General features: G+C 40.8%; 26 protein-coding genes. 12 read left to right on the top strand and 14 right to left on the bottom strand.

The window, feature by feature from the left end; genetic code table 11:
* Positions 1-54 precede the first annotated feature (54 nt).
* The gene (locus TERMP_RS08850; protein WP_013468061.1) at positions 55-348 is read left to right on the top strand and encodes a DUF2103 domain-containing protein; all 294 of its coding nucleotides are present in this window, start codon (positions 55-57) and stop codon (positions 346-348) included.
* Here TERMP_RS08850 and TERMP_RS08845 read toward each other — a convergent pair.
* The 5 genes from TERMP_RS08845 to TERMP_RS08825 all read right to left on the bottom strand — a co-directional run bounded on the left by TERMP_RS08845 (position 345) and on the right by TERMP_RS08825 (position 4,054).
* Positions 345-977: a hypothetical protein gene (locus TERMP_RS08845; RefSeq protein WP_013468060.1), complete on the bottom strand. Its 633-nt coding sequence runs from the start codon at positions 975-977 to the stop codon at positions 345-347. The genes TERMP_RS08850 and TERMP_RS08845 overlap by 4 nt on opposite strands.
* 11 nt (positions 978-988) lie before the next feature.
* On the bottom strand, positions 989-1,816 hold the full coding sequence (locus tag TERMP_RS08840) for a radical SAM protein (RefSeq protein ID WP_013468059.1): 828 nt from the start codon (positions 1,814-1,816) through the stop codon (positions 989-991).
* A gap of 13 nt (positions 1,817-1,829) precedes the next feature.
* Positions 1,830-2,579 carry a lipoate--protein ligase family protein gene (locus tag TERMP_RS08835; RefSeq protein WP_013468058.1) on the bottom strand — a complete coding sequence of 250 codons (750 nt, stop codon included), beginning with the start codon at positions 2,577-2,579 and terminating at the stop codon, positions 1,830-1,832.
* Positions 2,580-3,053: 474 nt separating this feature from the next.
* Complete coding sequence (locus TERMP_RS08830; protein WP_013468057.1) at positions 3,054-3,527, bottom strand: signal peptidase I; 474 nt, start codon at positions 3,525-3,527, stop codon at positions 3,054-3,056.
* Positions 3,512-4,054: a DUF531 domain-containing protein gene (locus tag TERMP_RS08825; protein WP_013468056.1), complete on the bottom strand. Its 543-nt coding sequence runs from the start codon at positions 4,052-4,054 to the stop codon at positions 3,512-3,514. Before TERMP_RS08825 ends, TERMP_RS08830 begins: the two co-directional genes overlap by 16 nt.
* A gap of 83 nt (positions 4,055-4,137) precedes the next feature.
* Between TERMP_RS08825 and TERMP_RS08820 the strand changes: the two genes are divergently transcribed.
* The 5 genes from TERMP_RS08820 to TERMP_RS08800 are packed head-to-tail and all read left to right on the top strand — an operon-like array spanning position 4,138 to position 7,766.
* Complete coding sequence (locus tag TERMP_RS08820) at positions 4,138-5,217, top strand: hypothetical protein (RefSeq protein ID WP_013468055.1); 1,080 nt, start codon at positions 4,138-4,140, stop codon at positions 5,215-5,217.
* A gap of 41 nt (positions 5,218-5,258) precedes the next feature.
* Entirely contained in the window at positions 5,259-6,194 is a 936-nt protein-coding gene (locus TERMP_RS08815; RefSeq protein WP_013468054.1) for a dipeptidase, read from the top strand.
* A gap of 36 nt (positions 6,195-6,230) precedes the next feature.
* Positions 6,231-6,443 carry an antitoxin family protein gene (locus tag TERMP_RS08810; protein ID WP_237702805.1) on the top strand — a complete coding sequence of 71 codons (213 nt, stop codon included), beginning with the start codon at positions 6,231-6,233 and terminating at the stop codon, positions 6,441-6,443.
* Positions 6,434-6,913 (top strand): PIN domain-containing protein, encoded by a 480-nt coding sequence (locus TERMP_RS08805; protein WP_013468052.1) that lies wholly within the window; start codon positions 6,434-6,436, stop codon positions 6,911-6,913. The genes TERMP_RS08810 and TERMP_RS08805 overlap by 10 nt, the downstream gene beginning before the upstream one ends.
* Before the next feature lies 1 nt (position 6,914).
* A complete protein-coding gene (locus TERMP_RS08800) occupies positions 6,915-7,766 on the top strand; it encodes a class I SAM-dependent methyltransferase (RefSeq protein WP_013468051.1) in 852 nt (283 codons plus the stop codon).
* A 3-nt stretch (positions 7,767-7,769) separates the two neighbouring features.
* Here the strand turns inward: TERMP_RS08800 and TERMP_RS08795 are convergent, their stop codons facing one another.
* The gene (locus TERMP_RS08795; protein ID WP_013468050.1) at positions 7,770-9,668 is read right to left on the bottom strand and encodes a S9 family peptidase; all 1,899 of its coding nucleotides are present in this window, start codon (positions 9,666-9,668) and stop codon (positions 7,770-7,772) included.
* A 71-nt stretch (positions 9,669-9,739) separates the two neighbouring features.
* Between TERMP_RS08795 and TERMP_RS08790 the strand changes: the two genes are divergently transcribed.
* Positions 9,740-10,054 (top strand): hypothetical protein, encoded by a 315-nt coding sequence (locus TERMP_RS08790; RefSeq protein ID WP_013468049.1) that lies wholly within the window; start codon positions 9,740-9,742, stop codon positions 10,052-10,054.
* Here the strand turns inward: TERMP_RS08790 and TERMP_RS08785 are convergent.
* Positions 10,034-10,684 carry a serine/threonine protein kinase gene (locus TERMP_RS08785; RefSeq protein ID WP_013468048.1) on the bottom strand — a complete coding sequence of 217 codons (651 nt, stop codon included), beginning with the start codon at positions 10,682-10,684 and terminating at the stop codon, positions 10,034-10,036. The genes TERMP_RS08790 and TERMP_RS08785 overlap by 21 nt on opposite strands.
* A 161-nt stretch (positions 10,685-10,845) precedes the next feature.
* Here TERMP_RS08785 and TERMP_RS08780 point away from each other — a divergent pair, with 161 nt between their 5' ends.
* Positions 10,846-11,073 (top strand): Lrp/AsnC family transcriptional regulator, encoded by a 228-nt coding sequence (locus TERMP_RS08780; RefSeq protein WP_010884736.1) that lies wholly within the window; start codon positions 10,846-10,848, stop codon positions 11,071-11,073.
* A gap of 12 nt (positions 11,074-11,085) precedes the next feature.
* Here the strand turns inward: TERMP_RS08780 and TERMP_RS08775 are convergent, their stop codons facing one another.
* The 4 genes from TERMP_RS08775 to TERMP_RS08765 all read right to left on the bottom strand — a co-directional run bounded on the left by TERMP_RS08775 (position 11,086) and on the right by TERMP_RS08765 (position 14,986).
* Positions 11,086-11,760, bottom strand: coding sequence for a TIGR00153 family protein (locus tag TERMP_RS08775; RefSeq protein WP_013468047.1), 675 nt, complete (start codon positions 11,758-11,760; stop codon positions 11,086-11,088).
* 1 nt (position 11,761) lies between these two features.
* Positions 11,762-12,928, bottom strand: a complete 1,167-nt coding sequence (locus tag TERMP_RS08770) for an inorganic phosphate transporter (protein ID WP_048159984.1) — start codon at positions 12,926-12,928, stop codon at positions 11,762-11,764.
* A 171-nt stretch (positions 12,929-13,099) separates the two neighbouring features.
* Entirely contained in the window at positions 13,100-13,264 is a 165-nt protein-coding gene (locus tag TERMP_RS11615) for a hypothetical protein (protein ID WP_013468045.1), read from the bottom strand.
* 72 nt (positions 13,265-13,336) lie between these two features.
* Positions 13,337-14,986 (bottom strand): metallophosphoesterase family protein, encoded by a 1,650-nt coding sequence (locus TERMP_RS08765; RefSeq protein WP_048159983.1) that lies wholly within the window; start codon positions 14,984-14,986, stop codon positions 13,337-13,339.
* Positions 14,987-15,060: 74 nt separating this feature from the next.
* Here TERMP_RS08765 and TERMP_RS08760 point away from each other — a divergent pair, with 74 nt between their 5' ends.
* The 4 genes from TERMP_RS08760 to TERMP_RS08745 all read left to right on the top strand — a co-directional run bounded on the left by TERMP_RS08760 (position 15,061) and on the right by TERMP_RS08745 (position 19,226).
* Complete coding sequence (locus TERMP_RS08760; protein WP_013468043.1) at positions 15,061-15,432, top strand: cupin domain-containing protein; 372 nt, start codon at positions 15,061-15,063, stop codon at positions 15,430-15,432.
* A 76-nt stretch (positions 15,433-15,508) separates the two neighbouring features.
* On the top strand, positions 15,509-16,186 hold the full coding sequence (gene upp / locus TERMP_RS08755; protein ID WP_013468042.1) for a uracil phosphoribosyltransferase: 678 nt from the start codon (positions 15,509-15,511) through the stop codon (positions 16,184-16,186).
* A 35-nt stretch (positions 16,187-16,221) separates the two neighbouring features.
* On the top strand, positions 16,222-16,716 hold the full coding sequence (locus tag TERMP_RS08750; protein WP_013468041.1) for an Lrp/AsnC family transcriptional regulator: 495 nt from the start codon (positions 16,222-16,224) through the stop codon (positions 16,714-16,716).
* Between the two features lie 5 nt (positions 16,717-16,721).
* Positions 16,722-19,226 carry a DUF5814 domain-containing protein gene (locus TERMP_RS08745; RefSeq protein ID WP_013468040.1) on the top strand — a complete coding sequence of 835 codons (2,505 nt, stop codon included), beginning with the start codon at positions 16,722-16,724 and terminating at the stop codon, positions 19,224-19,226.
* Between the two features lie 104 nt (positions 19,227-19,330).
* Here the strand turns inward: TERMP_RS08745 and TERMP_RS08740 are convergent, their stop codons facing one another.
* The 3 genes from TERMP_RS08740 to TERMP_RS08730 form a co-directional block, all read right to left on the bottom strand.
* Positions 19,331-21,304: a M1 family aminopeptidase gene (locus TERMP_RS08740; RefSeq protein ID WP_048159817.1), complete on the bottom strand. Its 1,974-nt coding sequence runs from the start codon at positions 21,302-21,304 to the stop codon at positions 19,331-19,333.
* A gap of 67 nt (positions 21,305-21,371) precedes the next feature.
* Complete coding sequence (locus tag TERMP_RS11545) at positions 21,372-23,093, bottom strand: M1 family aminopeptidase (protein ID WP_237702802.1); 1,722 nt, start codon at positions 23,091-23,093, stop codon at positions 21,372-21,374.
* Positions 23,094-23,098: 5 nt separating this feature from the next.
* Complete coding sequence (locus tag TERMP_RS08730) at positions 23,099-24,649, bottom strand: radical SAM/SPASM domain-containing protein (protein WP_013468037.1); 1,551 nt, start codon at positions 24,647-24,649, stop codon at positions 23,099-23,101.
* Between the last annotated feature and the right edge of the window lie 57 nt (positions 24,650-24,706).

Raw genomic sequence — 24,706 nt, 5'->3', positions numbered from 1 at the left:
TGTCGTTGGTTTCAAATCAATTTGAATCATATTTACTACTTAAAGGTGAGGAAAATGAAAAGAAAGTCCAAGGTAAAGCTTGAACATCATCTCCTCAAAGGTATTCTGCCAGCTCTTGAAGAGATTGCGGAGATAGAGGGAGTTAAGAAAGTAATTCCGGGGAGGATTTATGCCAGCGATTCTCGAGGTTTTGAGATCAAGGTTGTCAGAGAAACGCTGACAGGATTAAAGCTTTTAGCGAAGAGTGACGGCAGTGTTCAGGAAATTTTCTTGGTTGTTGATAAGAAAGACAGAAAAAGGGTTAGTGAGGAGATAGAGAGGATTAGTGAGAAGTGGAAGAAATCTTAAAGCTCTCTCTTCCCTTCAAAGAACTCCTCAAGCTCCTCGTCGCTAATTTCTTCTTCATCAAAATATCCAAGTTCCTTCTTCTGCAGCTCTATCAACCCCGGCGTAAGCAAAAGCTTTCCATTCAGCTTTGGTACGGCATAATGCAGAGTGATTTCACTGAATTCATCAAGCTTTATCGTCGGATTTTCTTCGTACTCTATTTCCTCCAAGCGTTTGCCATCAGCAATCAGCTTTGCAACTATCGCTGCACCGTCTATAGAGTACTGCGGCTTTCCGATGTGCCTAACTTTTGCACCTTCCATCTTCGAAGTTATGAACTCCTTTGTCCTTCCCCTCGGCACCGCATCCCCCAGGATCCCTCCGACAACAATTATTGTGTCTTCATTTATATCTTCGGGCTTGAGCTCTTCCTCAGCCTGCAGGTCAAGGACTATTATCTTTGACCTGTCAAAAGGGAACTTTGTAACGCTTTCTGTTAGAACGCTTCCCAATTTTGCGAGCTTTTCCCTTTCATCTTCTCTGACATTGGTGAATATCAGCTTATCCTTCCACCACTCGCTTACGTGCTTATATTCAAGCCAGAGCCACTCGCTTATCTCCTCAAGGTGCTCGATGATTAGATATGGCATTTTCCCACCTCCTACATCACACAGCATTCGTAGATTATCTCAACTTCTCTTACGGTTTTTGCCCATTCAATAACTTTTCTCGGGGGATTCGTTATCCTATCCACGCCAGCCAAAATTGCACCTCTGTCAAATTCTAAGCGCCATTTCCCAAGAGGTCTCATACAACCAATGCTCAGCTCTCCGTCAAATCTTTCTCTTGCGTATCTGACGACTTCTAAGCTCTCCTCAACGCTTGGTTTTTCGACATTTTCCATTTCGCTTCCCTTTGTTGGAATCAGCACGTCCAAAACGAGGACATCTATTGGATACTCAACGAGCATGTCTATTGCTTTATACTCCCACCAAATTTTTCCGAAGTCGAGTCCGATGGTTATATGCGGTGCAACTCTAACCCCGTTTTCTGTCAAGATGTCTAAAATTTTGAGATAATCTTTGACAGTTTTATCAATTTTGTAAACCCTTTTTATCACCTCATCAGCCCCGACGAAATCCAGAGACACTGCATCAACGTATTTAATCCACCCTAAATCTTTTTCATCAATGAAACCAACGTGAGCATTGAGCTTCAGCTTAGTTTCTCTCTTGATGGCTTTTATCTCTTCAGCAAACTTGTCAAGCGGAACTTTTAACCGATTATCAAGTCCTCCGCTGAGGAGACAGCCCACATAGCCCTCTCTTTCAAGGCTTTTGCAGTATTCAACTAAAGATGAGCGGGTAACCTTCAGCATTCCCTCTAAGTAATGTTTTCCGCAGTGAGCACAGTTCAATGAACAATAACCCCCGGTGAGTGAAATTGAGGGAAATTTAATGCCGGGAATGTAAATTTTGAGCTTTCTCATGAGGCATACCTCTTTATTTCATAAAGTTCCACTCGTCTCTTCCATAACGCTCTTCAATGAGCTTTTCAGCCAGTTCAAGCTCGTAATCTGTAAGCTCGCCTTCTTCAAGCGGAAACTCTTCGAAAAACTTCTCTCTCAACAGTTCATATGCATCGTTTCTGCTGAGCTTTATCCCTTCTCTCTCAACTGTTGTAACCCTCTCCCAGATGCTCTTCACCCCTTTATCGGCGAGCTTTTTCTTTGAGACCTTCAGCACAGATGCCAAGATATCAAGCCTTGTTGCATACATGAAGGTTCCATGCTGTAGGATTACCCCTTTTCTTCTCGTTTGAGCGGAGCCGCTGATCTTCTTTCCATTTGCTATGATGTCATTTAGTCCAGAGAATTCAGCCCTGATATCGAGTTCTTTCAAAGCTTCAATTAAGGGGGAAGCAATCAGGCGGTAGCTTTTGTGTATATCCTTTAAATCCGGATGGAACTCTTCTCCGAGAACAACGCTGTAAGTTATCTCCCCGTAGGCGTCGTGGAAAACACTTCCTCCACCTGTTATCCTTCTCACAACTGGGATGTTGAGCTCTTGGCATTTCCTCAAGTTGACGTCATGTTCAATACTCTGAAACCTTCCAATGGTTATTGAGCTTGGCTTGAAGACATACAATCTGACTGTGTCTTCGACTTTGCCCTCTATTCTCGCTTTTAAGATTGCTTCATCAATTGCCATCTGAACCTCAGGACGGGCAATGATTAGCGGGATAAACCTCATGATATCCACCAAAGATTAAAAAGGAGTGAGAGCTTAAAAAGGTGTGCAATGATGATGCCTAAGCCCTCCTGAAGGGTGATGAAAGCGGTCACCACTGAGCAAACTTTGCTTGTGCAAAGTTTGATCAAAAGTTTTTTCTCTTCTAACTTGGGCTTAAAATCATGGCGTGCACTTCTAAACTGCTCCTCGAATAGGGGATTTAGTTTCACACTTTATTCTGGTGTCCTTCGGACGTTTTTGGAAAGAGTGAAACACCATAAAAAGTGCAATTCAGAAGTAAATCAAATTTGAAAGGGGTATAGTCAACTTGCATGCCAAGGGGAGGGCATCAGCGCAATTTTCGAATGAGGCGAAGCTCACTCGAGAGGGGTTTGAGATCACAAAGGGGGCTTCACCCCTCGCCTTCTTGACTTTCGTAAGGGTCAGGGGCCGATTAGATCATCACAGCTCAGCTACCTACCCTCACATCATCCCTCAGGTTAAGCCGAGTCTTTCCCTTATTTCCAGTGGAATTAAGCCAATTTTCGGAAAGACAAGCAATGCTTTTGCCTCAACAGCCTCCTGGGGAACACACGGTAGGATTTCCCCATCATAGGGATATGGGTCAGGTGCGGGATTGTTGTCTCCCCATGTTACAAAGCATAGCTCTTCCTTTCCGTTTAAAACGATTTTCTCAATTTCCCTAACTCTGTGAATTATCGGATATTTGGTGTATGGTCTTTTGTAGACAACTACATCGCCTATTTTTATGTCCTCTGGCTTGACACCTTTGAGGAGCACGACGTCACCCCTATAAAACACGGGCTCCATTGAACCGCTTACAACAATGACGAGAGGGGAATCGGTGTGCAGGGCTATTTTTAGCCCGTTGTGTATTGCAAATATAACAATTAGCGAAATTACAATGAACACAAGGTCATTTTTCCAGCTTTTTATCTTTTCTTCCATTTTAGTGCCTCCATTAAAGTTCTAATCTTAGTTGGTATTGATCCTATAGCGGTACATGTTTCTAAGCTTATCCTTTTGCCATCCGTTATGTCCAAGTGGTACTCAGCTAACTTAAAGATTTCTTCTGGAAGGCCATGTCTCCCCAAGCCAACAATCAACATAAAGCTTTCTCCCTTCAAAGCTCTTTTAGCTACTTCTATGGCACTTATTTCCTTATGTTCATCGGGCTTTCTGGTTGTTGCTATTATGGTTCCAAACTGGGGTGGAAATCCCCTCTTTGGAAATTCCAACAGATGGAACTTGTTTTTCTTGGCAAGTTCGAGGAGGTATTTCCCACCTTCTCCAATTGTTGTGTTTTCAGATATTTTCTCTGACAAATCGAGAGGTTTCTCATTGAATGGGAATCCAATTAGAGCCAAGTGGAAATCGAATGCATAACAAATAGGAGCAGCCCTTGCGATTGCCCTTAAGTGGGCTTCATGAACTTTTTTTGGGTCATATGAATTATATAATGCCAAAGTAAGCATTCTTATCACCGTTTACGTCATTAGACACCAAATAAGGCTATTAAACAAAGGCTTTATAAGGATTTGGGGAGAATTTGAAATGTATGACAACAATAGAGGATATTTTACTTCTTGTAAAAGGCGGGCTATATGAAGATGCCCTGCTTAAGGTTGATGAGCTGGAAGATAATTTGGATAAAGTTCATGCGGTTAGTTTGATTGCCCTTGATATATATGAAAAGTTCTCAGACATTAATCTTGCTTTAGATATCATGGAAGATGCCGAGTATATTACAAAAAAGATTAAAGATCCCTTCAAAAAATCGATAGCCCTAAGCAACGTTGCTTCTGCTTATTTGATAATTGGGAACAGAAAAAAAGGAGTCAAGCTTTTTGAAAAGGCTCTCGATGAGGCATTGCATATAGAAAACAGCGGAGAACGGGCTATTGCCCTTGGGAAGATATCCTACCACATGGGTATATCTGGGCTTATAGACAGTGCGTTGGAAACCTTTGAGGTCGCTTTTGACACAGTAATCAGGTCTAAGATTGATTACACTCAAAAAACGGATTATTCAATAAAACTTGGTGAAATCCTTGAGGAAACTGGTGACTCCCTCAATTCAACTGGTGCTTTGCCTTTTTATGAGAGGGCGTATGATCTTTTTGACAAACTCCATGTGAATTTTAAAGCCGCAATTCTTGAGAAAAAGATACTGCTTGCAAAAACCCTTAAGGTTTGTGGCAAGCCTGAGATCCGAAGTGCACTCTTAGAAGGTAGGTATGGGCATGCTGTCGCTGAGGTGAAAAATTTATTAAAAGGAGAAAAAATAGCAATCGGACTTTTGGAGATAGCGCTCTGGATGAAAAAGCTTGATGTTTTTGAGTATAAAAAGATTGTTAGGGAGATTTTGGAACAGATAGATGCCTTCAGTTATTCGCAGGAAGGTGTGGCGTATATTGCCACTCTACTCACAGAACTGGGAAGCATCAAAGAGGCTCTTGTATTTGCAAATAAGATTGAGGATGTTGAAAAGAAAAGTGAGGCATTGAAAGCAATTGCTCTTGAACTTGCCAGAGAGAAAGAACTAAAAGACGCGTATAAAATAATTGAGATAATTCCAGATAATGAAATCAAAAAGAAGGCTCTTGAGGAGATCGTTGAAATTGAAGCAACACTGTAAGGATTAAATACCTTAAGCTTGCTCTTATTTTTGGTGATGATATGATCTTTGATGCCCATTCTGATTTGCCCACTTACGTCTATGATATGCGAAAAGAAGGAAAGAGTAGAGTTCTTGACAGAGAATTTGAAAGGTTCTTTGGAGGTTATATAAAGGCTCGTGTCATGGCAGTTTGGACGAGACAGGACAAAAGGGCTCAAGCTCTGAGGTATGGACTTGAGGTTATGAACCAGCTCTACAAAGATGTTCTTGAAAGCGAGAAGTTTGCCATTGTAACAAATGTTGAAGAGATGAGAAGTGCCATAAAAAACGGTAGGGTTGCTCTATGGCTTGGCTTAGAGGGTGGGGAACCAATAGAGGACAGCTTGGATCTGCTTGAAGTGTTTTATGAGCTTGGGTTGAGGGTTCTAACATTAACATGGAGCTTAAGGAATGCGATAGGAGATGGTGTCTTTGAGAGAACCAACGGCGGCTTGACCAATTTTGGAGTTGAAGTTCTTGGAAAAGCTGAGGAGCTTGGAATATTAGTTGACTTAAGCCACATAAACGAGAGGGGCTTCTGGGATGTCCTTGAAACCACAGCCTTTCCGGTTATAGCTTCGCATTCAAATGCAAAAGCTCTCTGTGACAATAAGAGGAATTTAACAGATGAGCAGATTAAAGCGATAGCTGAGAGGGACGGAGTTATAGGAGCTGTGGCGATTCCAAGCTTTGTTGACAAAGAAAAGCGGACGCTTGATAAATACCTTGATCACATTGCTTACATGGCTGATTTAGCTGGCTATCAGCACGTGGGTTTAGGTTTTGACTTTGTGTACTATCTGAAAGGCTGGAAAGGAGAAAGCGTTGAAGGATTTGAGGATGAGAGTAAAATCCCAGCACTTTTAGAAAAGCTAAATGAAAGGTTCAGCAAAAAGGAAGTTGAAGCAATAGCTTTCAAGAATTTCGAGCGGGTTTTTGAAAGGGTCGTTGGTTAGGGGTGGATTTTTAAACCCCTCTCTTTTAAGTTTAATATGGTGAGTTTAGTGGTCACAAAAATTGTAGCCGTTTATGAGAATGGGGTGTTAAAGCCGAAGAAAAAACTTAATCTTCCGGAAGGAATGGAAGTGGAGCTAATTATAAAGCCTTCAATTAAGGAGCTTTTAAAAGCATTTGAGAATGTTGAAGTCAAAGAAGATGTTGAAAGAGCTCTAAAAGAAGGCAGGGAGAGAAAAATATGGGAGTGATTCTTGATTCCTCTGTTATTTTAAAGGCACTTCTCTCACCATCACGAAACCTTCCGGAGAAAGTGTACAACAGAGAAAGACAAACACATGAAAAATGTAAATATTTGATGAGACTTATTGAGGAAAGAAATATTGAAGTTCACGTTCCAACAGTCGCTAAAGTTGAAGTCGCAGGGGTTATAAAAAGAGTAACTGGAGATGCTGATAAAGCATTATTAGCAGCGATAACAATTTCTGAAAACTACAACTTACATTATGATGTGGAGCTAATTGAAAAAGCCCTTGAAATTTCATTATCTACTGGTGCCAGTGGATTTGACTCATATTTTATTGCTCTTGCTAATCTGCTAAATTTGCCGTTATTCACCGATGACAAAGGTATGCACATTAAAGCAATGGGTATGGGTATTAAGTCATATTTAATCAGAGAATTGACGATAGATGACATCAAAGGCTTCTTCGGTGATTAACTTGAAGCCTGGGTTTCAAGCTTATTTTCTAACTTTCAGAGAGGCACGTAGGATTCTGCTCTCAAGAGGTGAGGTTAAGTTAAACCTCGATTTAAGGAAAACAAACAGAACCTTTGCTGTAAAAGTTGAAGATGATAAGATAATTTTTCCTGATGGGAGTGAAGTTGAGAAGAAAATCATTGAAAAGATAGCAAAAGACGAGGGCACAGTTTATTTCGTAAAGAATGGACACGTTTTTAAAGCTGCCATTGCTGGCGAGCACTTCTACAAGCTTGTTCCAACGATCCCGCCAACGATAGAGATTAATGGAATAAGGATGCACCGGACCAAGGATACGAATCCTCTCTGGGACACGAGAGCTAAGATTAAAGCCGTTGAGCCGAAGGAAGGCGAATTTGTCCTTGACACGTGCATGGGATTGGGCTACACAGCAATAGAGAGCGCAAAGAGGGGAGCTTATGTAATAACTGTAGAAAAAGATCCAAACGTTATTGAGCTTGCTAAGCTGAATCCCTGGAGCTATGAGGTCTTTCACTCCCAGAACATTCAAGTAGTTCAAGGAGATGTTTTTGATGTCATCAGGAAGTTTAGGGATGAGACGTTTAATGTAATTGTCCACGATCCTCCAAGATTTTCACTGGCTGGTGAGCTTTACAGCGAGGAGTTTTATGCTGAACTCTTCAGAGTCCTTAAGCCTGGAGGGAGGATCTTCCACTATGTAGGCAACCCTGGAAAGAAATTTAGGAGAAAAGATTTGCAGAGAGGGGTCATGGAAAGGTTGAGAAAAGTTGGCTTCAAAAATGTTAAAAGAGTGGAAGAGGCTTTGGGGATTTTAGGATGGAAGTTTGGCTAATAGTCACTTCTCCTCTTTCTTCTCTTCCTTCAAAATCTTCTCGACATCAAAGCCCTCCTCATACCTCTTCAGCTTTCTCTCGAAGAACTCCATGAAAAGCTTGTAGCGCTTTGCCCTGTGTCTTGGTGAACCCCTTATGCTGTGTCCGTGTGCTCCTTTTCTGAAGATTGCGATGTAAGCTTCTTTTCCTAAGTCTTTGAGCACGTGGTAGAACATAACGCTCTGGTCGAGCGGACAGCGGTAGTCTTCAAGGCTATGGATGATTAGTATTGGTGCTTTAACGTTTTGTGCATAGAACAATGGACTGAGCTTTTTGTAGTTCTCGTTTTCGAGTGGATTGTCGCCGATAACTTCCTTGTCAAACCACAGTCCTATGTCGGAGAAGGCATAGCTTGTCAACCAGTAGCTTATGCCGTTCTCACTAATACCAGCTTTGAATAAATCACTCTGTGTTAGTGCCCAGTTCGTCATAAAGCCACCGTAGCTTATTCCTGTGATTCCCACTCTTCCGCGATCGGCTTGGGGCTCAAGTTTGAAGAATTCTTCAATTCCGTTCATTATGTCTTGGAAGTCTTCTAAGCCCGTTCTCTCAAGAACTCTCAAGGCAAAATCTTCATCATAGCCGTTGCTTCCTCTTGGGTTGACGAAAACTATGTAGTAGCCTTTGTCAGCCATTAACTGCATTTCGTATTTGAAGTAATAGCCGTACATCCCCTTCGGACCACCGTGAACGAAGACTATGACTGGAGCTTTTTCGCCCTCTTTGATGTCTGGCTTGATGTACCAGCCGTCAAGCTCCAAATCGAGGGACTTAAAGCGGAAGTGCTTTATTGGTCTTGTTTTGAGCTTCGCTAAGATTGGGCCGTTATAATCGGTGATTTGCTTGAGCTCTCCGTCCCAGAGGAACACTTCGCTGAGCTTTGTGTCTGTCTGTTTTAGGAGAACAACTTTCCCATCGTTGCTGACGTCAAACCCCATGACCCAAGCGTTCTCGTCAACTATTGGAATCAGCTCATCTTCACTGAGCTTATATAATGAAACCCTCCCTTCTCTGGGGCTTAGGAAGTAGACATTTCCTTCAGCATCAAGCTTTCCGTCCCAGTTGTTGTAAACAAAGCGCTCTGTCAATGACCTAATTTCCCTGCCATTCCAAAGGTATAGGTAATCATGCTCGCTGAGTTTCTCCTTTTTTGGCTTTCCTATGAGCAGAACTTCTTTTCCATTGGAGTCAATTGCTGTGAATGATACTTTTTCAAATATTTTCTCGCTCTCTCCATCTTTATAGCGGTAGATGTCGTAGAACTTGAAGAACTGAGGTTTGTTGTCTTCCCTGTGGGGAACGTTGTAGATTATCTCTTCACCATGCCAAATTCCAGATGAAAATTTATCAGCCGTGAACTCGTCTAAAATCTCCTCTCCTTCAGTGTCGTAAATCCAGAAGGTTGTTTTTTCGCCATCAAAGAAGCCTTTATTGTCAAACCACACCGGAACATCGTCCTCAAATATAAAATCTTCGTCTTCTCTTCTCTTGAAGCCAGTAATCAGCAAGCGTCTATCATCACTGCTCCAGCTCACATTGAGGATGTTCTTAGTCTCCATAAGCTTTTTGGCACTCATTGACCTTAAATCAATAAGCCATAGCTCGCTTGTCTTTTTCTCCTCATTAGGTCTTACAAAGCTCATCTTTGTCCCGCTTGGGGAGAAGCGGGGCATTGAGGCATTTTCTATAAACTTTCTAACTCCGCTTTTATCTTCAATGACGATTGTGTTTTCATATTTGTTGTCTTTGAGGTTTGCTTTTGTTAGAACATACGCTATCTGCTTTCCGTCTTTAGAAATCCTTACATCGCCTAAATAGGAGAATTTAGCAAAGGTTTTTTCGTTCCATTCGATTTTGCTCATAACGTTACCACCAATTTTTAGAGAATCTTTAAAAGTATTTAAAATTTAACCATCTTTCACAGGTGAAAAACATGAAGGTGGAATATAGGATCGGCTTAATTCTCCTAATAGGTCTTATAGCTTCAGTTATCCTAAGGAGTTATGCTGGAATTCTCATTGCTGCCCTTGGAATACCATTTTATCTTGCATATACTGCAAGAGAACAGAACATCTTGGCCAAGTCGAGATTGTTTGACAGGGATTTGTTCTTGATGATGGGGCTAACGGTTCTTGTGATACTGGCTTTTGAGTATTTTGCGGACCCAAGGCTGGGATTGATTGTGATGGCGATTGTGATTCCCCTTGTGATATACTGGATGGATAGATTAAAGACTTCCAAGAAGTGATAGGATTCTTTCAATGTCCCTGTTTTCTTTGTACTCCTTTAATGCTTTTCTTAATTCTGAAAGGAATTCTGTGTTTATCTTGAATTTTTCTCGGATTCTCTTTGATATAGCGTTTTCATTCAAAAACAGCATTGCCATAGCGGACGTTAAGTTCTTTGGCTTTCTTCTTGTGCTTGCTTTTTCAAAGTCAATTATCCATACGGATTTTCCTATTATAATGTGCTTTCCGCCCTGAATCTGCCCGTGATCTATACCAAGAACATCGAGTTTATGGGTTTTCTTTGCAATCTCAATCAAGTGGTGTTTTTCAAGGTCTGCATACAGCAGAGGTTTCCCCTCAGCAAACTCTCTCACCAAGTACTCCTTTCCTCCAATGATCCCGTAGTCAATAAGTTCTGGAGTTATGTCATCTCCCTCAAGCAGTTTTAAAATCTCTGCCTCTCTTTTGAAATTTTTGCGGGGGGTGTCTTTTCTCTCAAGTTTTACAATAACTCTTTTTCCTTGGAATTTCCCAAGAAAAATTAAGCTCGTGGTCCCTTTTGAATAAAAGGTCAGCTCCTCTATACCTTTTCTTTTCATGAACTCTCTGAACTGTCTCAGCTCATTTCTGCTGATCAAATGTTCAATCATGAGCCTTCCCACGTTTTACATGCTATTGGGTTTTGATATATTTTTTGGGTCGCCACTTATTAGTCTCTGTTCGGCAAGATTTTAGCCTGATTCATAAATCTGTATTCACCTTTCCGATAGTCTTAAATATCTCTGAAACAAACTATAAACTGGTGGTAAGCATGGTGACAGCATTTATTTTGATGGTGACAGCCGCTGGAAAGGAAAGAGAAGTCATGGAGAAGCTTTTGGCAATGCCTGAAGTTAAAGAAGCCTATGTGGTTTACGGGGAGTACGATCTAATTGTTAAAGTTGAGACAGACACGCTCAAGGACTTAGACCAGTTCATAACGGAAAAAATAAGAAAAATGCCTGAAATACAGATGACATCAACGATGATTGCAATCTGAAGTTTTCTTTCTTCATTTGTTCATCATAAGCCTTATTCTCTCAGCTGAGTCCTTAGCCTTATCCGATATGTTGCTGAGCGTTCTTGCTATGTTTAAAATGTAAATCCCATCTCCCCAGCTGAGCTTGTCTTCGTTTTCAAAAACGAGTTTCATGAGCTTCGTGTCAAGCCCATCTATCTTGTTCTCAACACTCTCTATCTCTTTTATAAGCTCGTATTCCCTTTCAATCTCCTTCTCACTGAAGCCGCTCTCGATCACAGTGTCCATCTGGAGTATTGCATTGTGAACAAGCTTCGCTGCTTTAATGCTTTCCTTTCCCATTTTTAAGATTATCCCTTTAATCTCTTCCGGAATTTCTTTGGGTCTCTTTATGAGGAGCCATTTTGCGGTGTCTTCAGCAGCATCCGCTATTTTATCCTGCATGTGCAGGTACTCTAAGATGTCATTTCTGTTCACCGGCATGAAGAGCTTTGTCGTTAGACTGTCTCTAATTTCCTCTTTAATCCTGTCGGCGATATCCTCCAAGTTATCAACTTCAATTGCTACTTTTTCCATCTCTTGGTATTTTCCTTCATGCCATAGCTCAAGGGCTCTCTCAAGGGTTTCAACAGTTTCCAGTACAACTTCGGCATGCTTTATTAAGGGCTTAAACGGACTTTTTGCAAAGAGCTTAGTCCAAACCTGCATTTCACACCACCATCAATATCTTGAATATTATTCCGCTGATAATAGCGGCTATGGGTACGGTAACAAACCATGAAATTATTATATTTTTAACAATGTCTTTGTTTATTGCCTTTACTCCCCTTGCCAATCCCACGCCAATTACCGCCCCAACCACTGTGTGTGTAGTTGAAATTGGGAGTCCAAGCCATGAAGCTATCAAAACGACAGTTGCGGCTGAAAAATCAATGCTGAAGCCTCTTGTGTTTGTTAGCTCGGTGATTTTCTTTCCAACGGTTTCCATGACCTTGTAGCCGTATGTGGCTACACCAACTGCAATTCCCAAACCACCCATTGCCAGGATCCACCTCGGCACTGGAACCCTCATTCCAGCAAGCCCCATTGTGGCAACAGCATAAACAGCTGCCACTGGGCCGATTGCGTTGGCAACGTCATTGGCTCCGTGGGATAGAGCAACATAAGCCGATGTTAGAACCTGAACTTTCTTAAAGATCGATTCTGCACCGAGATAGGGATCTGCTGTTTTGAAATTCCGTCTCAGAAGCATAAAACTCACGAGAAATGCGGCAAAACCTGCTGGAATTCCAAACTTTATTACTGCTATCAGCAGTGATTTTCCGTGAAGTACTTTTATGTAGAACATCGACCCTATAACAACAAACGCTAACCCAATCCACACCGGTGAGTAGTTTTTGGCGCTCTTCACTGGATTTTCACTCTGCAGGATTGTCTTGGAAATTGCTTTAAAGACCATAAATGCCATTATTGCTCCAAAAATGGGTGAGAGAATCCAGCTTGCTATTACTTGAGCCATCTTTCCCCAGTTAACTATACCAATACCTGCATACACAATTCCATATCCTACTATTCCGCCTATGATGGAGTGCGTTGTTGACACCGGCAGTCCAAATTTTGTAGCCATGAGAAGCCACAAAGCTGCTGCAAGCAGAGCTGCTATCGAACCGTAGATCAGAACAGATGGCTCGGTTATTTTGGATGGGTCAATTATGCCTTTTCTTATTGTCTCTGTGACGCTCTTTCCAAAGAAATAAGCCCCAGTGAACTCTAAAACGCCTGCAATTATAACAGCTTGCTTTGGAGTTATTGCTCCAGCACCAACTGCCGTGCTCATTGAATTTGCGGCATCATTTGCTCCTATTGTCCATGCCATAAAAAGACCAACAGCAATGGTTATGAAAAGCCATGGATCCGTGAGCGCTTCAATCACTTGCCACCACCAGAAGAACGTTGCTTGGCGGATATAAATAGTTTGTCGAAATAGAATATATCTAAGCACAGATGTCTATATAGACTATATAGAAAAAGCGTAAAAATAAAAAGCTCACCACTCCTCCTCTTCCCAGTCCTCTTCCTCTTCCCAATCTTCCTCCCATGATTCTTCTTCCCATTCTTCCTCCCAATCCTCCTCCCACTCTTCGAACTCTTCCTCCTCAAAGAACTCTTCCTCCTCTATCTCTTCAACTCTCTTTTTCTTGGGAGGTTGCATGTTCTCACCCCCTACTGTCTTTCTGCATCATAACTTTAAGAACTTTTCGTTAATAAAAGAAAAGAAAACAGGTCAACTGACTTTTATAGGCTCAACATGGATTCCTCCATCTACAGAAATTTTTACATAATGGTAGAATCCACCCTCACCTTCTTTTGCATATAATGGAGCCCCACCCCCTCCTGTAACCACATAGCTGACTCCATCCTTTTCTCCGTACCAGTAGATGTGGATGTGGCTGAAAATTCCAAATGCATTGTACTCTTTCATGAGTTCAAGAAGCTTTTTCCCTTCACTTTCCTTCATTGAGTGATTTCCACCGGGTCTGGGGTCTATTGGCGGAGCATGCATGACAATTATTGGCTTTTTGTTGAGTTTCTTTGCTTTTTCAAGCTCATTTTTGAGCCATTTCCACTGTGAGGCACTTAAAGAGTATCCCTTTTCGACATTGTTCATGAAGATGAAGTAGTAGTTTCCGAGGACGAAGGAATAGTCGGTTGGTCCGAAGTATTTGTGGTATACATTGACGCCCTCTCCTTGATATTCGTGGTTGCCCACGGCTATGAAAACGGGCTTGTTGAACTTCCAGGCTTTGAACAGCTCTCCCCATTCATCAACCTTTCCTGAATACACTAAGTCCCCGCCGTCAATTATGAAAACCCCATTGTCTTTATTCATGGCGTCTCTAACCTTCAGAAACATTTCCGGAACTTTCCTCCCACTTCCAGGTCTATGATCACCAAAGGCTAAGAAAGTGAAGTTTTCAAGATCCTTTGCCTGAACTGCAAAATGATCTTCACTTGTCGTAAACTTAATCCATGTGTCTCCCGTTTCTGCATTTTCTGGAATCTTCATAATGCTTGGATTCACGTTTTCAACAATGTACGTTATCTTAGCTCCGTTTCCATTTTTAACCTCAACACTGACATTAAAGCTCAAAGCGTAGATGTAAACCCTTGAGCCGTTTACATATCTGATGAATCCTCCACTGACCGTTATGTTCTCTCCATTTACAATACGCCAGTTGTAAATAAACGGCTCCTTAAAGTAAATTTCGTCAATTGTCCAGTATTCGCCATTTTCTGGAATTCCGTTCCAGTTGTTGTCCCCAATTTCCTTCAGCACAACGCCCTCAAAGTCCCCTCTTCTTAAGATGTATGTTGTTTTCGGTTTTCTTTTTCCCTCTTTAATTTCTAAGGCATATTTCAATGTAGCCCCAGCTCCGGCTTTTCCGTTACCTGTAAAGATCAGCCTGTCTCTGTTGTCCTCCTTGTATGCCACTATCATGCCAATATCCTGTCCGACGAACTTGTAACCAACTTTGTAAACCACATAGCCGAAATAATTGTTGATGGTTATCAGCATTGGCTTTCCTCTCAAAAGTTCTCTTGCATCTTTTGGGCTTAAAATTGCAATTCCGCTCTTAAATTCACTTGCAGGTTTTATCTGAGCATTTGGGAAGTAGTGCTTCGCTAAGTCCTCATATCCCTTGCTGACATAAATTACACTTGTATCAAAAAGCTTCCACCAATTTCCAATTATTTCCCCACGCTTGTACTCTTTGAAGTTAATTCCCTGAGCTTGAGTCTGTGCTGGCGTGGAAGTTGTTATTTGTGTCTCGCTTGGCTTTTCTTGAGTCTCTGTCGGAGTTGTTCCTTTCTGCGTGCATCCCGCTGAGAGAACTACAAATCCTATCAGAATCAGCACCATGAGTTTTTTCATTTTCATAGTAGAGCCCCCTTTGATTTTAAAAATCCTTAAGTATCTTGAGGTTTAAGATTCTTTGGGTGGCAAAAATGTTCGTTGGGCATTATCTTGATGTTGAGGAAAAGGAAGTTACGATAGAAGGGGTTGAGAAAACAACAATTAGATGGCTCATTTCTCCAAAAATTGGGGCAAAGAACTTTGCAATGAGGTACTTTGTAATTAAGAAAGGAGGGAAAATCCCCACACATCAGCATCCATGGGAGCATGAAATATTTGTGATCAAAGGAGAAGGGTACATAACAAACGGTAGAAAAACTGTAAAGGTTGTTCCAGGCAGCTTTTTATACATCCCGCCAAATGAACCTCACGCTTATGAAAATCCAGATTCGGAAACCTTTGAGTTCCTCTGCATAATCCCTGTAACTGAGAAGAGCATCCCTCCGGAGGAAAGGGGAGATTGACAGGTTTGTTTAAATTTTTCTCCTCCCTTCCGCAACATTTTTAAACAGATTTTTTCAAACTCGAGGCGGGCTTTTAATGATAGCTGACAAGAGATGGAAAGGTGTTTATTCGTTTGAAGACTCACCATTTTTAATGGAAATTCTTACAGAGCTCAGGAATAAGCATACGGGTGCAATAGAGTTCAGAAAGGGCTTAGTAAAGCTTGGCAGATATATGGGCTATGAGCTGACAAAGACTATGGATTTTGAAAAAGTCGAAATTGAGACTCCATTAGAAAAGACAGAAGGAATAATAGCCAAAGACAGAAAGAATGTCGTGATTGTGACCGTTCTCAGAGCAGCAATTCCTCTTATGGAGGGTCTGATAAAGGTTTTCGAGCATGCAAGAGTCGGCATAGTTTCAGCATCAAGAGGCAAAGCGCCAAAGTTTGAGATAGAAATGAATTACATTAAGATCCCAGAGATTAAGCCTGAGGATACCGTAATAATTGCGGACCCCATGATAGCGACTGGTTCAACGTTGCTGAAAGTGATTGAGGAAGTCAAGAAATACGGGACCCCAAAGCGCTTGATTGTTCTTGGAGTTTTAGCAGCTCCAGAAGGAATAAGCAGAATTAAGGGAGCATATCCAGAAGTGGAGGTATTTGTGACAAAGATTGATCGGGAACTTAATGACCACGGTTACATCCTTCCGGGACTGGGAGATGCCGGAGATAGGGCTTTTGGTGCACCAATTAAAACAGCGAAAAAATAATAACCTTCTCCCTACTATTTTCTCTTTGAGTGAAAATGGCAAGCATTGATGAAAAAGATGAGGAGATTCTCAAAGAGCTCAGGAAAAACGGTAGGGCTACTCTGACAGAGTTGGGAAGAAAAATTGGACTTTCACCTGCAAGCATAAAGAACAGAATTGAAAAGCTTGAAAGCTTGGGTGCCATCAAAGGATATTCCGCAATAGTTGATCCCGCTTTTTTGAATGAGTTTATTCAGGCAATAATTGAAGTTGAGCTCCTTGTTGACAATGAAGCCGTTGATAGAATGCTCTATAACATAAGCAGGCTTGATAATGTCATTGGAGTTTACAGAAAAACTGGAGAATTTCAAATTTTGATACGGGCAAACTTTAAGGACGTCCCTCAGCTTAAGGAATTTGTAAAAAGTCTCTCAGTAAAGTATCTTGGAAAGAACATGAAAAGAGCGAAGGTTTCGGTTATTATGGATACCTTCAAGGAAGGCGGTGTAATAATGCAGGAGAGAAAAACAAGAAGGCGGAGACGGCGGTGATTTCAATGCTGTTTGTAATCAGGAAGGGCAGAAAAAAGAATGAGCTTGAAGCATACTACATTGAGAAAGAACCTGAAAAACTTTCTCAGATGCAAAATTTGAAGGCTGACAAAATTTATCGGTTGATTATGAGAGACAACCGTTTGTTTAAAGTTCTTGAAGGTAGTCAGTACAGAAATCCCAAAGAGGTTGAGAAACTTTTGAGACAGGCGAGGGTTGTTTTGGTAGATGCAGATGAATGGGAAAATTATTTTAAAGTGAGACTTCAAAATAAGAGGGTTGAAAAAGCCCATCTATGTAGGTTCTGCCTTCTCAGTGGGAAGATAACCGTATTAACTGAAGGAAATAGAATAAAATTCCATAGCGAATACATTTGTGAGGGATGTGCGGAGGAAGAGCTTAAAAATGAGCTCCGCTATCGCTTCAGGAGTTTGGGAATGTTTGACCAAGCAAAGAAGCTTTTACAGCGATTTAGAGATTTAGATAAGGTTCTAATGGTTTTTGATCCAAGATTTGATCCGACCAAGAATCCTGAAGTTACAAAATGGGATGAGCTTAAGCCGAAGAAGATTAAAGTCAAAAAGCTGAACATTGACGAGCTTGAAATTCCGGAAGAGCTCAAAGATGTGTTAAAGAGTGAGGGCATAAGGGAGCTTTTACCGGTTCAGAGCTTGGCTATTCAGCATGGTCTGTTAAAAGGAGAAAACCTTCTCATTGTTTCAGCCACAGCAAGTGGGAAAACCCTCATAGGAGAATTGGCTGGAGTTCCCAAGGCAATGAAAGGGGAGAAAATGCTTTTTTTGGTTCCCCTTGTGGCTTTGGCAAATCAAAAATATGAAGACTTCAAGAGAAGATATTCCAAGCTTGGCTTAAGAGTTGCCATAAGGGTTGGTATGAGCAGAATTAAGACCAAAGACGAGCTCGTCGTTGTGGATACGGGAATTGATGCCGACATAATTGTTGGAACTTATGAGGGAATTGATTATCTATTGAGGGCTGGCAGAAAAATTGGAAGAGTTGGAACTATCGTCATTGATGAGATTCACATGATTGATGACGAGGAGAGAGGGGCAAGATTGGACGGTTTAATAGCGAGATTAAGGAAGCTCTATCCAAAAGCTCAGTTCATTGGGCTGAGTGCTACAATTGGAAATCCCGAAGAACTTTCAAAAGAGCTTGGGCTTAAGCTGGTTCTCTATGACGAAAGACCAGTGGCTTTGGAGAGGCACGTCATTTTGGCAAGAAACGAGAGTGAGAAATGGCGCTACATAGCTCAATTAGCTAAAGCTGAGGCCATGAGAAAATCGAAGCAAGGCTATAAAGGTCAGACCATAGTTTTCACCTTTTCGAGGAAGAGATGCCACGAGCTTGCTGCGTTTTTAACAAGCAGAGGATTGAAGGCAAAGCCCTATCACTCTGGCTTGCCATATCATCAAAGAAAGCTCACGGAGATGGAGTTTCAAGCTCAGATGCTTGATGTTGTTGTAACTACGGCTGCTTTAGGGGCGGGAGTTGATTTTCCAGCAAGTCAGGTAATCTTTGAAAGCTTGGCAATGGGTAATAAGTGGCTGAGCGTTAGAGAGTTCCACCAGATGCTTGGAAGAGCGGGGAGACCTCTCTACCACGAGAAAGGAAAGGTTTACCTCATAATTGAGCCTGGAAAGAAGTACTCAGCTCAAATGGAGCAAAGCGAAGATGAAGTCGCATTTAAGCTGTTAACAGCATCTATTGAGCCTGTTTACCTTGAGTGGAGCGATGAGCTGGAGCAAGATCAGGTTTTGGCTCATGCATGTGTGTTCTCATACTTGGATGATATAGAAGAAGTTCAGAGCAGATGCTTAGGAGCGAATCAAAGTGCTGAAGAGGTTTTGAAAAAGCTTGAGGAATATGAGTTTGTTAAGCTTAGGGGCAAGCTTGTGAACGTTACACCCTATGGAAGAGCCGTTAGCATGAGCTTTTTGCTGCCAAGTGAAGCTCAGTTCATAAGAGAAAACCTCACAAAGAAAAGTCCAAGAGAGATTGCAATCACGCTTTTGCCTTTTGAAAATGTTTATCTCAGCGGAACTCTGCAGAGGGAGCTGGAAGGAGCAGTTAGAGGAAGGCTGAGTGCTAACATCTTTTCCCCAAGCTTTGCTTCGATCTTAGAGGAGCTTGAAAAAGTTATCCCAGAGCTCAGCCCAAATGCTCAAGAGAGGCTCTTCACGATTTATCAGGACTTCTTTATGTGTGAAGAAAAGGAGTGCACTGAGTACGCGATGCACAGAATAAGCGACCGCATCATGGAGCTGAGGAGAGAAGGAAAGCATCCAACCCAGATAAGTGAGTACTTTAGAAAGATGTACGGCTTAATTCTTTATCCCGGGGACATATTTACATGGCTTGACGGCATAATTAGAAAGCTTGAAGCAGTTGAGAGGATTGCAAAGGTGTTTAGGGTTAAGAATGCAGAGTTTGAGGCAAGGACTTTGAGAAGAGAGCTCGAAGAGGGAAGAAAGTTAAGAGGAGGTTAGCGAATGTTTGGTGGGTTAAGATGAACACACTGGATAATGAGTACAGAATGATATTGATTATAAATCAGGGCGAAAAATCTGTAAAAACGGGAACCAGATAAAAACTATGGTAATCCTGTATTCGCTGTCAAATTCTGGAAGAGTTCTTTAACTGGTTTTCCGGAGTTCTTTTCCAGTATTGCTACAAAATCGTTTAAATTTCCTTCCCTAAATCTGTATTTTTCAAAGAACTCTCTGAGAGACTGGAAAAATGCCTCTCTACCTGTATATTCTTCAAGCTTTTCAAGAACCAAAGCTCCTTTATATGCGCCAACCGCATAGTAGAGGTTGATATCTGTTCTCCATACCTTCCACACCTCTGTTAATGGAACATCCTTTTCTCCATATTTTGTTGCCCTGTGATATTTTGAAATCCCATAGTTTCTTAGCTCACGGTAGCTTTCCTGTGAAATATTCTGAGCGTATTTTAAAGAGTAGTACCATGGGAAAGCAAGATTGAACCAGAACTGGCTCATGTTTCTGTCAAATGTCACCGTCCCGGGAACCCACCAGTGTGCTACCTCATAGGTGTAGCCGTATTTGTACCTCAGCGGATTATGGGAATATGCAAGAGTATCGAGCATTAAACTTGAAATGCTTATTTCCTTGGGGTAAACAACTTTAACTTTCCCGTATCCCGGCTTTCCAAAATGTTCCACTCCAAACTCCAGAATTTCCGCGGTAAGGTTGGCGTATCCCTCTGCGGTTTTGTCATCAAGCCCCATGTAGTACACCGTTAAGTAGCCGTTCATCAGCTCCATCTTCTTGAATTCTCCAGCAAAGACTGGAATTACCCCGCTAAAGCCACTGGGAAATGAAATTCTCCAAACATTGGAGGAAATTAATTCACCTGGAGCTACAACTATTCCTCTATCTGTCTTGGCTCTAACTTCGATGACATTGAAAAGCTCAACGGAATTCAGCATAGGACGCAGAAATGCACCCCTTAAAAATGCAGTATTTTTCTTAATCTGCCCTTCTATGTACCCCCTCTTAGGTGCTATTTTCTCGATTTTTGAATAATCGCCGCTGTATTTGATTTCGATGCTTCCTTTTTTGAAGTTCTTCATGGGAATAACAATTGTAAAGCTCTGGATGAAGTCAACGCTTTTGCCGTTCACTTTAATTTCCTTGATGTTAATTCTTGGTGTTCTTCTGAAGTATATGTACGGCTGTGAGGTAACATTGTTATAGGTTATAGCTCCTTCAAACTTTTTCTGCTCTATGCTGATGTTCAGGGTTATGATCGTTTTTTCGATGTTGCTTGTTTCGTGATCTTCAACCTCTAAAAATTCAAGGAAATCCTTTTCGTTGACAGTTGGAATATTTCCATCTTTTAGTGTTTTTATTAGGGCTTGAGTGCCGTGAATATCTGCAATGTATCTTAGCAAATCCCCAGCTTCGGCATATAGGGTTTCGTTGTATTCTTTTCTTAGATCTAATGACTTCAGCTGCTCTATGCTCACATACTTGGCAGCTTTTTCTTGAGGGCTCATTGATATTCTGAAGTTCAGCACTCCAAATCCAACAGCAATCACATCCGGAAGCTTTCTGCCGGCTGCAAACTCCAAGAGTGCTGAAACAATTTCAAACGATGAATACATACCGCTTTCTTCTATCAATGCAATGTGTATTTCTCTGTTCCGGTAATCTACGAACCAGAGCGTATTTTTCCCCGTGATGCTTTTTAGGCTATCTTTTGAGGGATAGAGGTAAATTTTTGCTCTTTGTGGTTTGATTCCAAAGAGCTTAGAATAGCTTTCATAAGTGCTGTCTGCGCCGAGAAGGAGCATATTGAGCTTTGACTGCAGTGTTGGATCTTCATAAATCTCTTCTGGATAGTAGATTTCGAAGTACTTTGTGGAGTTGTGGAGCCAGTCTTTGTAATAGGTGTAGCTTAAATTAGCTGTCTGCATAGTTTCTGAAGTCTGAATATTTTTTACAGTGGAAGTTGGTGACGAATGTTCGCCAGAAATGCAACCGAACGAAATTCCTATAATGAGAAAAACCAAGAGAGCTGGAAATACTATATCCTTCATTGTTGTGCCCTCACCATATGTTTTAAATTATTGTGTGAATACCCTACTTCACTATTTTGATTTGTTGCTACTCAATTGTTATCTCTATTTCATCAACGTTATATTTTTTGTTCTCATTCACCATCCATTCGTTTGGGTCGAGGATTATCTCTGTGGGTTTTTTGTCAAGCTCAAACTCTACCCTTGCAGTTCCGTTGATCCAGACTTTCTTAATGAAACTCTTTGTGGGAGTTTTTACTTCGACCTCAAGGGGCATTGTGAAGTTGTTTTTGTCAATAATTTCAAAAGTTAGCAGGTATTTTCCACCTTTTTCTTCCAAGCTTAAGTTTCTTACATCATAATCTGGCACTTTTGCAGTGTAAAACCACTCTTTGAAGAACCAGTCCAAGTTTTGACCGCTAACCCTCTCAAAAACGTTTTGAACGTCAGTTAAATTGCACTCTTTATTATGACATTCCCTTAAAAGCTCCCTCAACCCCTTAAAGAAGGTCTCGTTTCCAAGAACAAACTGAAGAGAGCGGAAGACGAAAGCACCTTTATCATACATTATTGCATTTCTAATAGTAGAATTTGGTATCCATGTTCTGTAAACCTGGGAGAGAGGTTTGGGATAATCGTGATTGTATTTGAGCACTCGCTCTTCTACAAAATCGAGCACTTTTTGGATTGTTGTAAGATTGTATCTGGCATAATTCTCCAGCTCCTCTGGATGTTCATTATAAAATCTTATCATATACGACATTTCGGAGTATGTTGCCAGACTCTCATCGATATTCCCGAATTCTGCATACCCTCCGAACCACGAGTGAGAGATTTCATGAGCTAATAAGCTTGGAGTTGCATTTGCCGTGATTAAAATTGGGCTGTTCTTGTTAATTCCCGTCATTCTCATCATGTTGGAAGAAAAGATGATAGTCAGATTCTGATACGGATAAGGCATGTACCACGAGGAGAACGTCCTGATAATGTCACCAACAACATCTTCATATCTGGAGGACACATTTAGGGAGAGGTATTTAGGAAAGTATATCTCTACCTTGACATCATTAACATTATATCTCATCATCTTAAAATCCCCAAGTATAAGGAACGGGATAAAGAGTCCCCTTGAAGTAAATATCAGCCGGCCATTGAGTTGGGCCTTAGGTTCCAATACTCCTGAGTTGCTTACAATAATTCCCGTCCAAGTTCTCCACGATTGAGGTAGTTCCAAAATAATCTTGGTCTCCAAGAATCCATTTGATATTTCAGGCAAAAACATTTCGGGACACATTTCAATTTCATCAGGGCTTTCATATTTAACAAAAAGAGTCCTGATTATGCCAACTCGAGCACATATTTGTTCTCTAATACTGCCTTGATATTCAAATCTAATACCTGCCCTTGTGCCTTTTGGAATTTTAAGTTTTAGCAGGAGAATGCTACCTCTCTCACTAACTAAGATGGATGCATTTAGTAGTTCCGCATTTTCTATGAATATGTCATTAAAGTGAATACGTGGCGAATATAAAACCGGGACATACACAACTCCGGTATTCCCTACTTTTATCGTCTTGTTTGCGTTAAAGGTATAATTCTCGAAAATCCTTATTTTAACCTGACTGTATCCCTTGATGACAGATTGGTTCGCTAAGTTATTCAACTCTTCATCACTAACAAGGGATATGGAGAGATTAAGAATATTAACGTGAGTTACCTGAATGTTATTATCATCCCTCATGAAAAAAAGTAGAAATATGATAAAAACAGACAGCACACCTAAAAGATACTTGCGCTTCATTGTTTTCATCACCATTATAGTTTGAATTTTAACATATTACTATTTTCTTCCATTGGTACAGTACCTAGGATTTCTGTAAGTTCTTTGTTCGTAAATAGGTTGGGATATTTTCTCATTAAATAAAATTTTAGTCCTTCTTTCCATACGTACTTGGTTATGTCGCATCCAGGTCCATTTGGATGACCATTTCTTCTTGTTGACTCAGCAGCACAACCTCCCATGCAGATTGGCAAGAGTTTGCAGTTCTTGCATTCCTCAAACTCTATGGGATTCCTCGTCTTGACAGTATAATAGAATGGTTCTGGCTCAAAAGAACCCTCTTCTTTTATTTTACCAATAATGTATTTTTCTGCACCAACCATCTCCCAACAAGGGTAAACTTTTAACTCAGGATCAACAACGTATCCATTTGGGTTATCGTACACACAATAAACAAATTTTAGATTGGGTCTTGTGGTAATTTTAAATCCTCGTCTATAAGCTTCTTTCCAGAGGAATGGTAAGTATTCAGGTAAATCCCTACCAAGAAAAACATGAGTATTTGAGCAATCGCTACAGTATGGAATATTACTCCTAACAATCCCGTATGAGATCGGTATGTCATTAAGTCCTTCCTTCTTTAAAAAATCCAATAATTCCGGGATTCGCTTGTAATTTGTCTTGTCAACATTTATTCTTAAACCTAAACGGAATTTTTCATTAGTGACTTCATTTTTCAGTAGTTTAATATTTTCAATTATTTCATCAAAAGTTCCTTCACCATTTATTTTTATTCTCCTTTTATCGTGGATATCTCTAGGACCATCCAGTGTTATTTGCATTGAATACACATTGTACGTGTTGATTGCATCGATGGTTTCCTCATTGATTAGTATTCCATTGGTAACAAAACTAGTTGAGTAATCTCGAATTTCTCCTTCATCTTTCATTTCTTTCAATCTCTTTAGTGTGTATTTGCACCCTTTCCAGTTTAAGAGCGGTTCTCCACCATAAAAACTAATGGAAACTATTGGTTTCTTATCATTTTGCTCATGGTTTTTTGCAAATGTTAATATTTTGTCAATCTTTTTTGGAGTCAATAACCCTCCTTTAGTTTTTCTATCCCCCTCGTAACAATAAGGGCACGCTAAATTACACGAGTACGTCATTACTAGGGTTAATCCTACCCGAGAATTAGCAAGCATATTCCCCAAGTGAAGTATTCGGAGATATTTCAAATAATCAAGCTCATCCAAATTTTTGGGTATAATCACTCCAGTTTCTCTCATTCGTGTAATTGTTTCATTGTCTAATCTTTCTAAGGAACCTGTCTCAAGGCCTTCTTTGGTTTCTCTATCAATTCTCGCCACAATGTTCCTAAGTGTGTTGAAGAGAACGAATTCTCCTTCTTCATTCAGAGGTATGATCAGGTTATAAAACGAAGGCTTATATTGTGAAATATTTTCTTTGCCCATCATATCTTCTTTCCTCCTAACCCCTACAATATGTGGCAATATATGAGGAGTATTATCCATTAAAAAGTAAAGAGGGGAAGGATGTTTAATAACACACACAATTACTTTCACAGTATCCACCTGCCACACATGGGCAGATTGAAAATATGTTGATAAAACACTGTTGGA

Source organism: Thermococcus barophilus MP (assembly GCF_000151105.2).
Taxonomy (GTDB): domain Archaea; phylum Methanobacteriota_B; class Thermococci; order Thermococcales; family Thermococcaceae; genus Thermococcus_B; species Thermococcus_B barophilus.
Note: the sequence above shows the minus strand (reverse complement) of the source record. Positions and strands in the feature narration are given on the sequence as shown.

Bases quoted from the DNA above. Each gene is read 5' to 3' on its own strand.
- TERMP_RS08810 (WP_237702805.1), top strand. From the start codon at position 6,231: ATGGTGAGTTTAGTGGTCACAAAAATTGTAGCCGTTTATGAGAATGGG.
- TERMP_RS08740 (WP_048159817.1), bottom strand. From the start codon at position 21,304: ATGAAGGATATAGTATTTCCAGCTCTCTTGGTTTTTCTCATTATAGGA.
- TERMP_RS08780 (WP_010884736.1), top strand. From the start codon at position 10,846: ATGGTGACAGCATTTATTTTGATGGTGACAGCCGCTGGAAAGGAAAGA.
- TERMP_RS08850 (WP_013468061.1), top strand. From the start codon at position 55: ATGAAAAGAAAGTCCAAGGTAAAGCTTGAACATCATCTCCTCAAAGGT.
- TERMP_RS11615 (WP_013468045.1), bottom strand. From the start codon at position 13,264: ATGCAACCTCCCAAGAAAAAGAGAGTTGAAGAGATAGAGGAGGAAGAG.
- TERMP_RS08750 (WP_013468041.1), top strand. From the start codon at position 16,222: ATGGCAAGCATTGATGAAAAAGATGAGGAGATTCTCAAAGAGCTCAGG.
- TERMP_RS08760 (WP_013468043.1), top strand. From the start codon at position 15,061: ATGTTCGTTGGGCATTATCTTGATGTTGAGGAAAAGGAAGTTACGATA.
- TERMP_RS11545 (WP_237702802.1), bottom strand. From the start codon at position 23,093: ATGAAAACAATGAAGCGCAAGTATCTTTTAGGTGTGCTGTCTGTTTTT.
- TERMP_RS08765 (WP_048159983.1), bottom strand. From the start codon at position 14,986: ATGAAAAAACTCATGGTGCTGATTCTGATAGGATTTGTAGTTCTCTCA.
- upp (WP_013468042.1), top strand. From the start codon at position 15,509: ATGATAGCTGACAAGAGATGGAAAGGTGTTTATTCGTTTGAAGACTCA.
- TERMP_RS08785 (WP_013468048.1), bottom strand. From the start codon at position 10,684: ATGATTGAACATTTGATCAGCAGAAATGAGCTGAGACAGTTCAGAGAG.
- TERMP_RS08745 (WP_013468040.1), top strand. From the start codon at position 16,722: ATGCTGTTTGTAATCAGGAAGGGCAGAAAAAAGAATGAGCTTGAAGCA.
- TERMP_RS08825 (WP_013468056.1), bottom strand. From the start codon at position 4,054: ATGCTTACTTTGGCATTATATAATTCATATGACCCAAAAAAAGTTCAT.
- TERMP_RS08820 (WP_013468055.1), top strand. From the start codon at position 4,138: ATGACAACAATAGAGGATATTTTACTTCTTGTAAAAGGCGGGCTATAT.
- TERMP_RS08845 (WP_013468060.1), bottom strand. From the start codon at position 977: ATGCCATATCTAATCATCGAGCACCTTGAGGAGATAAGCGAGTGGCTC.
- TERMP_RS08795 (WP_013468050.1), bottom strand. From the start codon at position 9,668: ATGAGCAAAATCGAATGGAACGAAAAAACCTTTGCTAAATTCTCCTAT.
- TERMP_RS08775 (WP_013468047.1), bottom strand. From the start codon at position 11,760: ATGCAGGTTTGGACTAAGCTCTTTGCAAAAAGTCCGTTTAAGCCCTTA.
- TERMP_RS08815 (WP_013468054.1), top strand. From the start codon at position 5,259: ATGATCTTTGATGCCCATTCTGATTTGCCCACTTACGTCTATGATATG.
- TERMP_RS08790 (WP_013468049.1), top strand. From the start codon at position 9,740: ATGAAGGTGGAATATAGGATCGGCTTAATTCTCCTAATAGGTCTTATA.
- TERMP_RS08830 (WP_013468057.1), bottom strand. From the start codon at position 3,527: ATGGAAGAAAAGATAAAAAGCTGGAAAAATGACCTTGTGTTCATTGTA.
- TERMP_RS08770 (WP_048159984.1), bottom strand. From the start codon at position 12,928: ATGGCATGGACAATAGGAGCAAATGATGCCGCAAATTCAATGAGCACG.
- TERMP_RS08805 (WP_013468052.1), top strand. From the start codon at position 6,434: ATGGGAGTGATTCTTGATTCCTCTGTTATTTTAAAGGCACTTCTCTCA.
- TERMP_RS08840 (WP_013468059.1), bottom strand. From the start codon at position 1,816: ATGAGAAAGCTCAAAATTTACATTCCCGGCATTAAATTTCCCTCAATT.
- TERMP_RS08835 (WP_013468058.1), bottom strand. From the start codon at position 2,579: ATGAGGTTTATCCCGCTAATCATTGCCCGTCCTGAGGTTCAGATGGCA.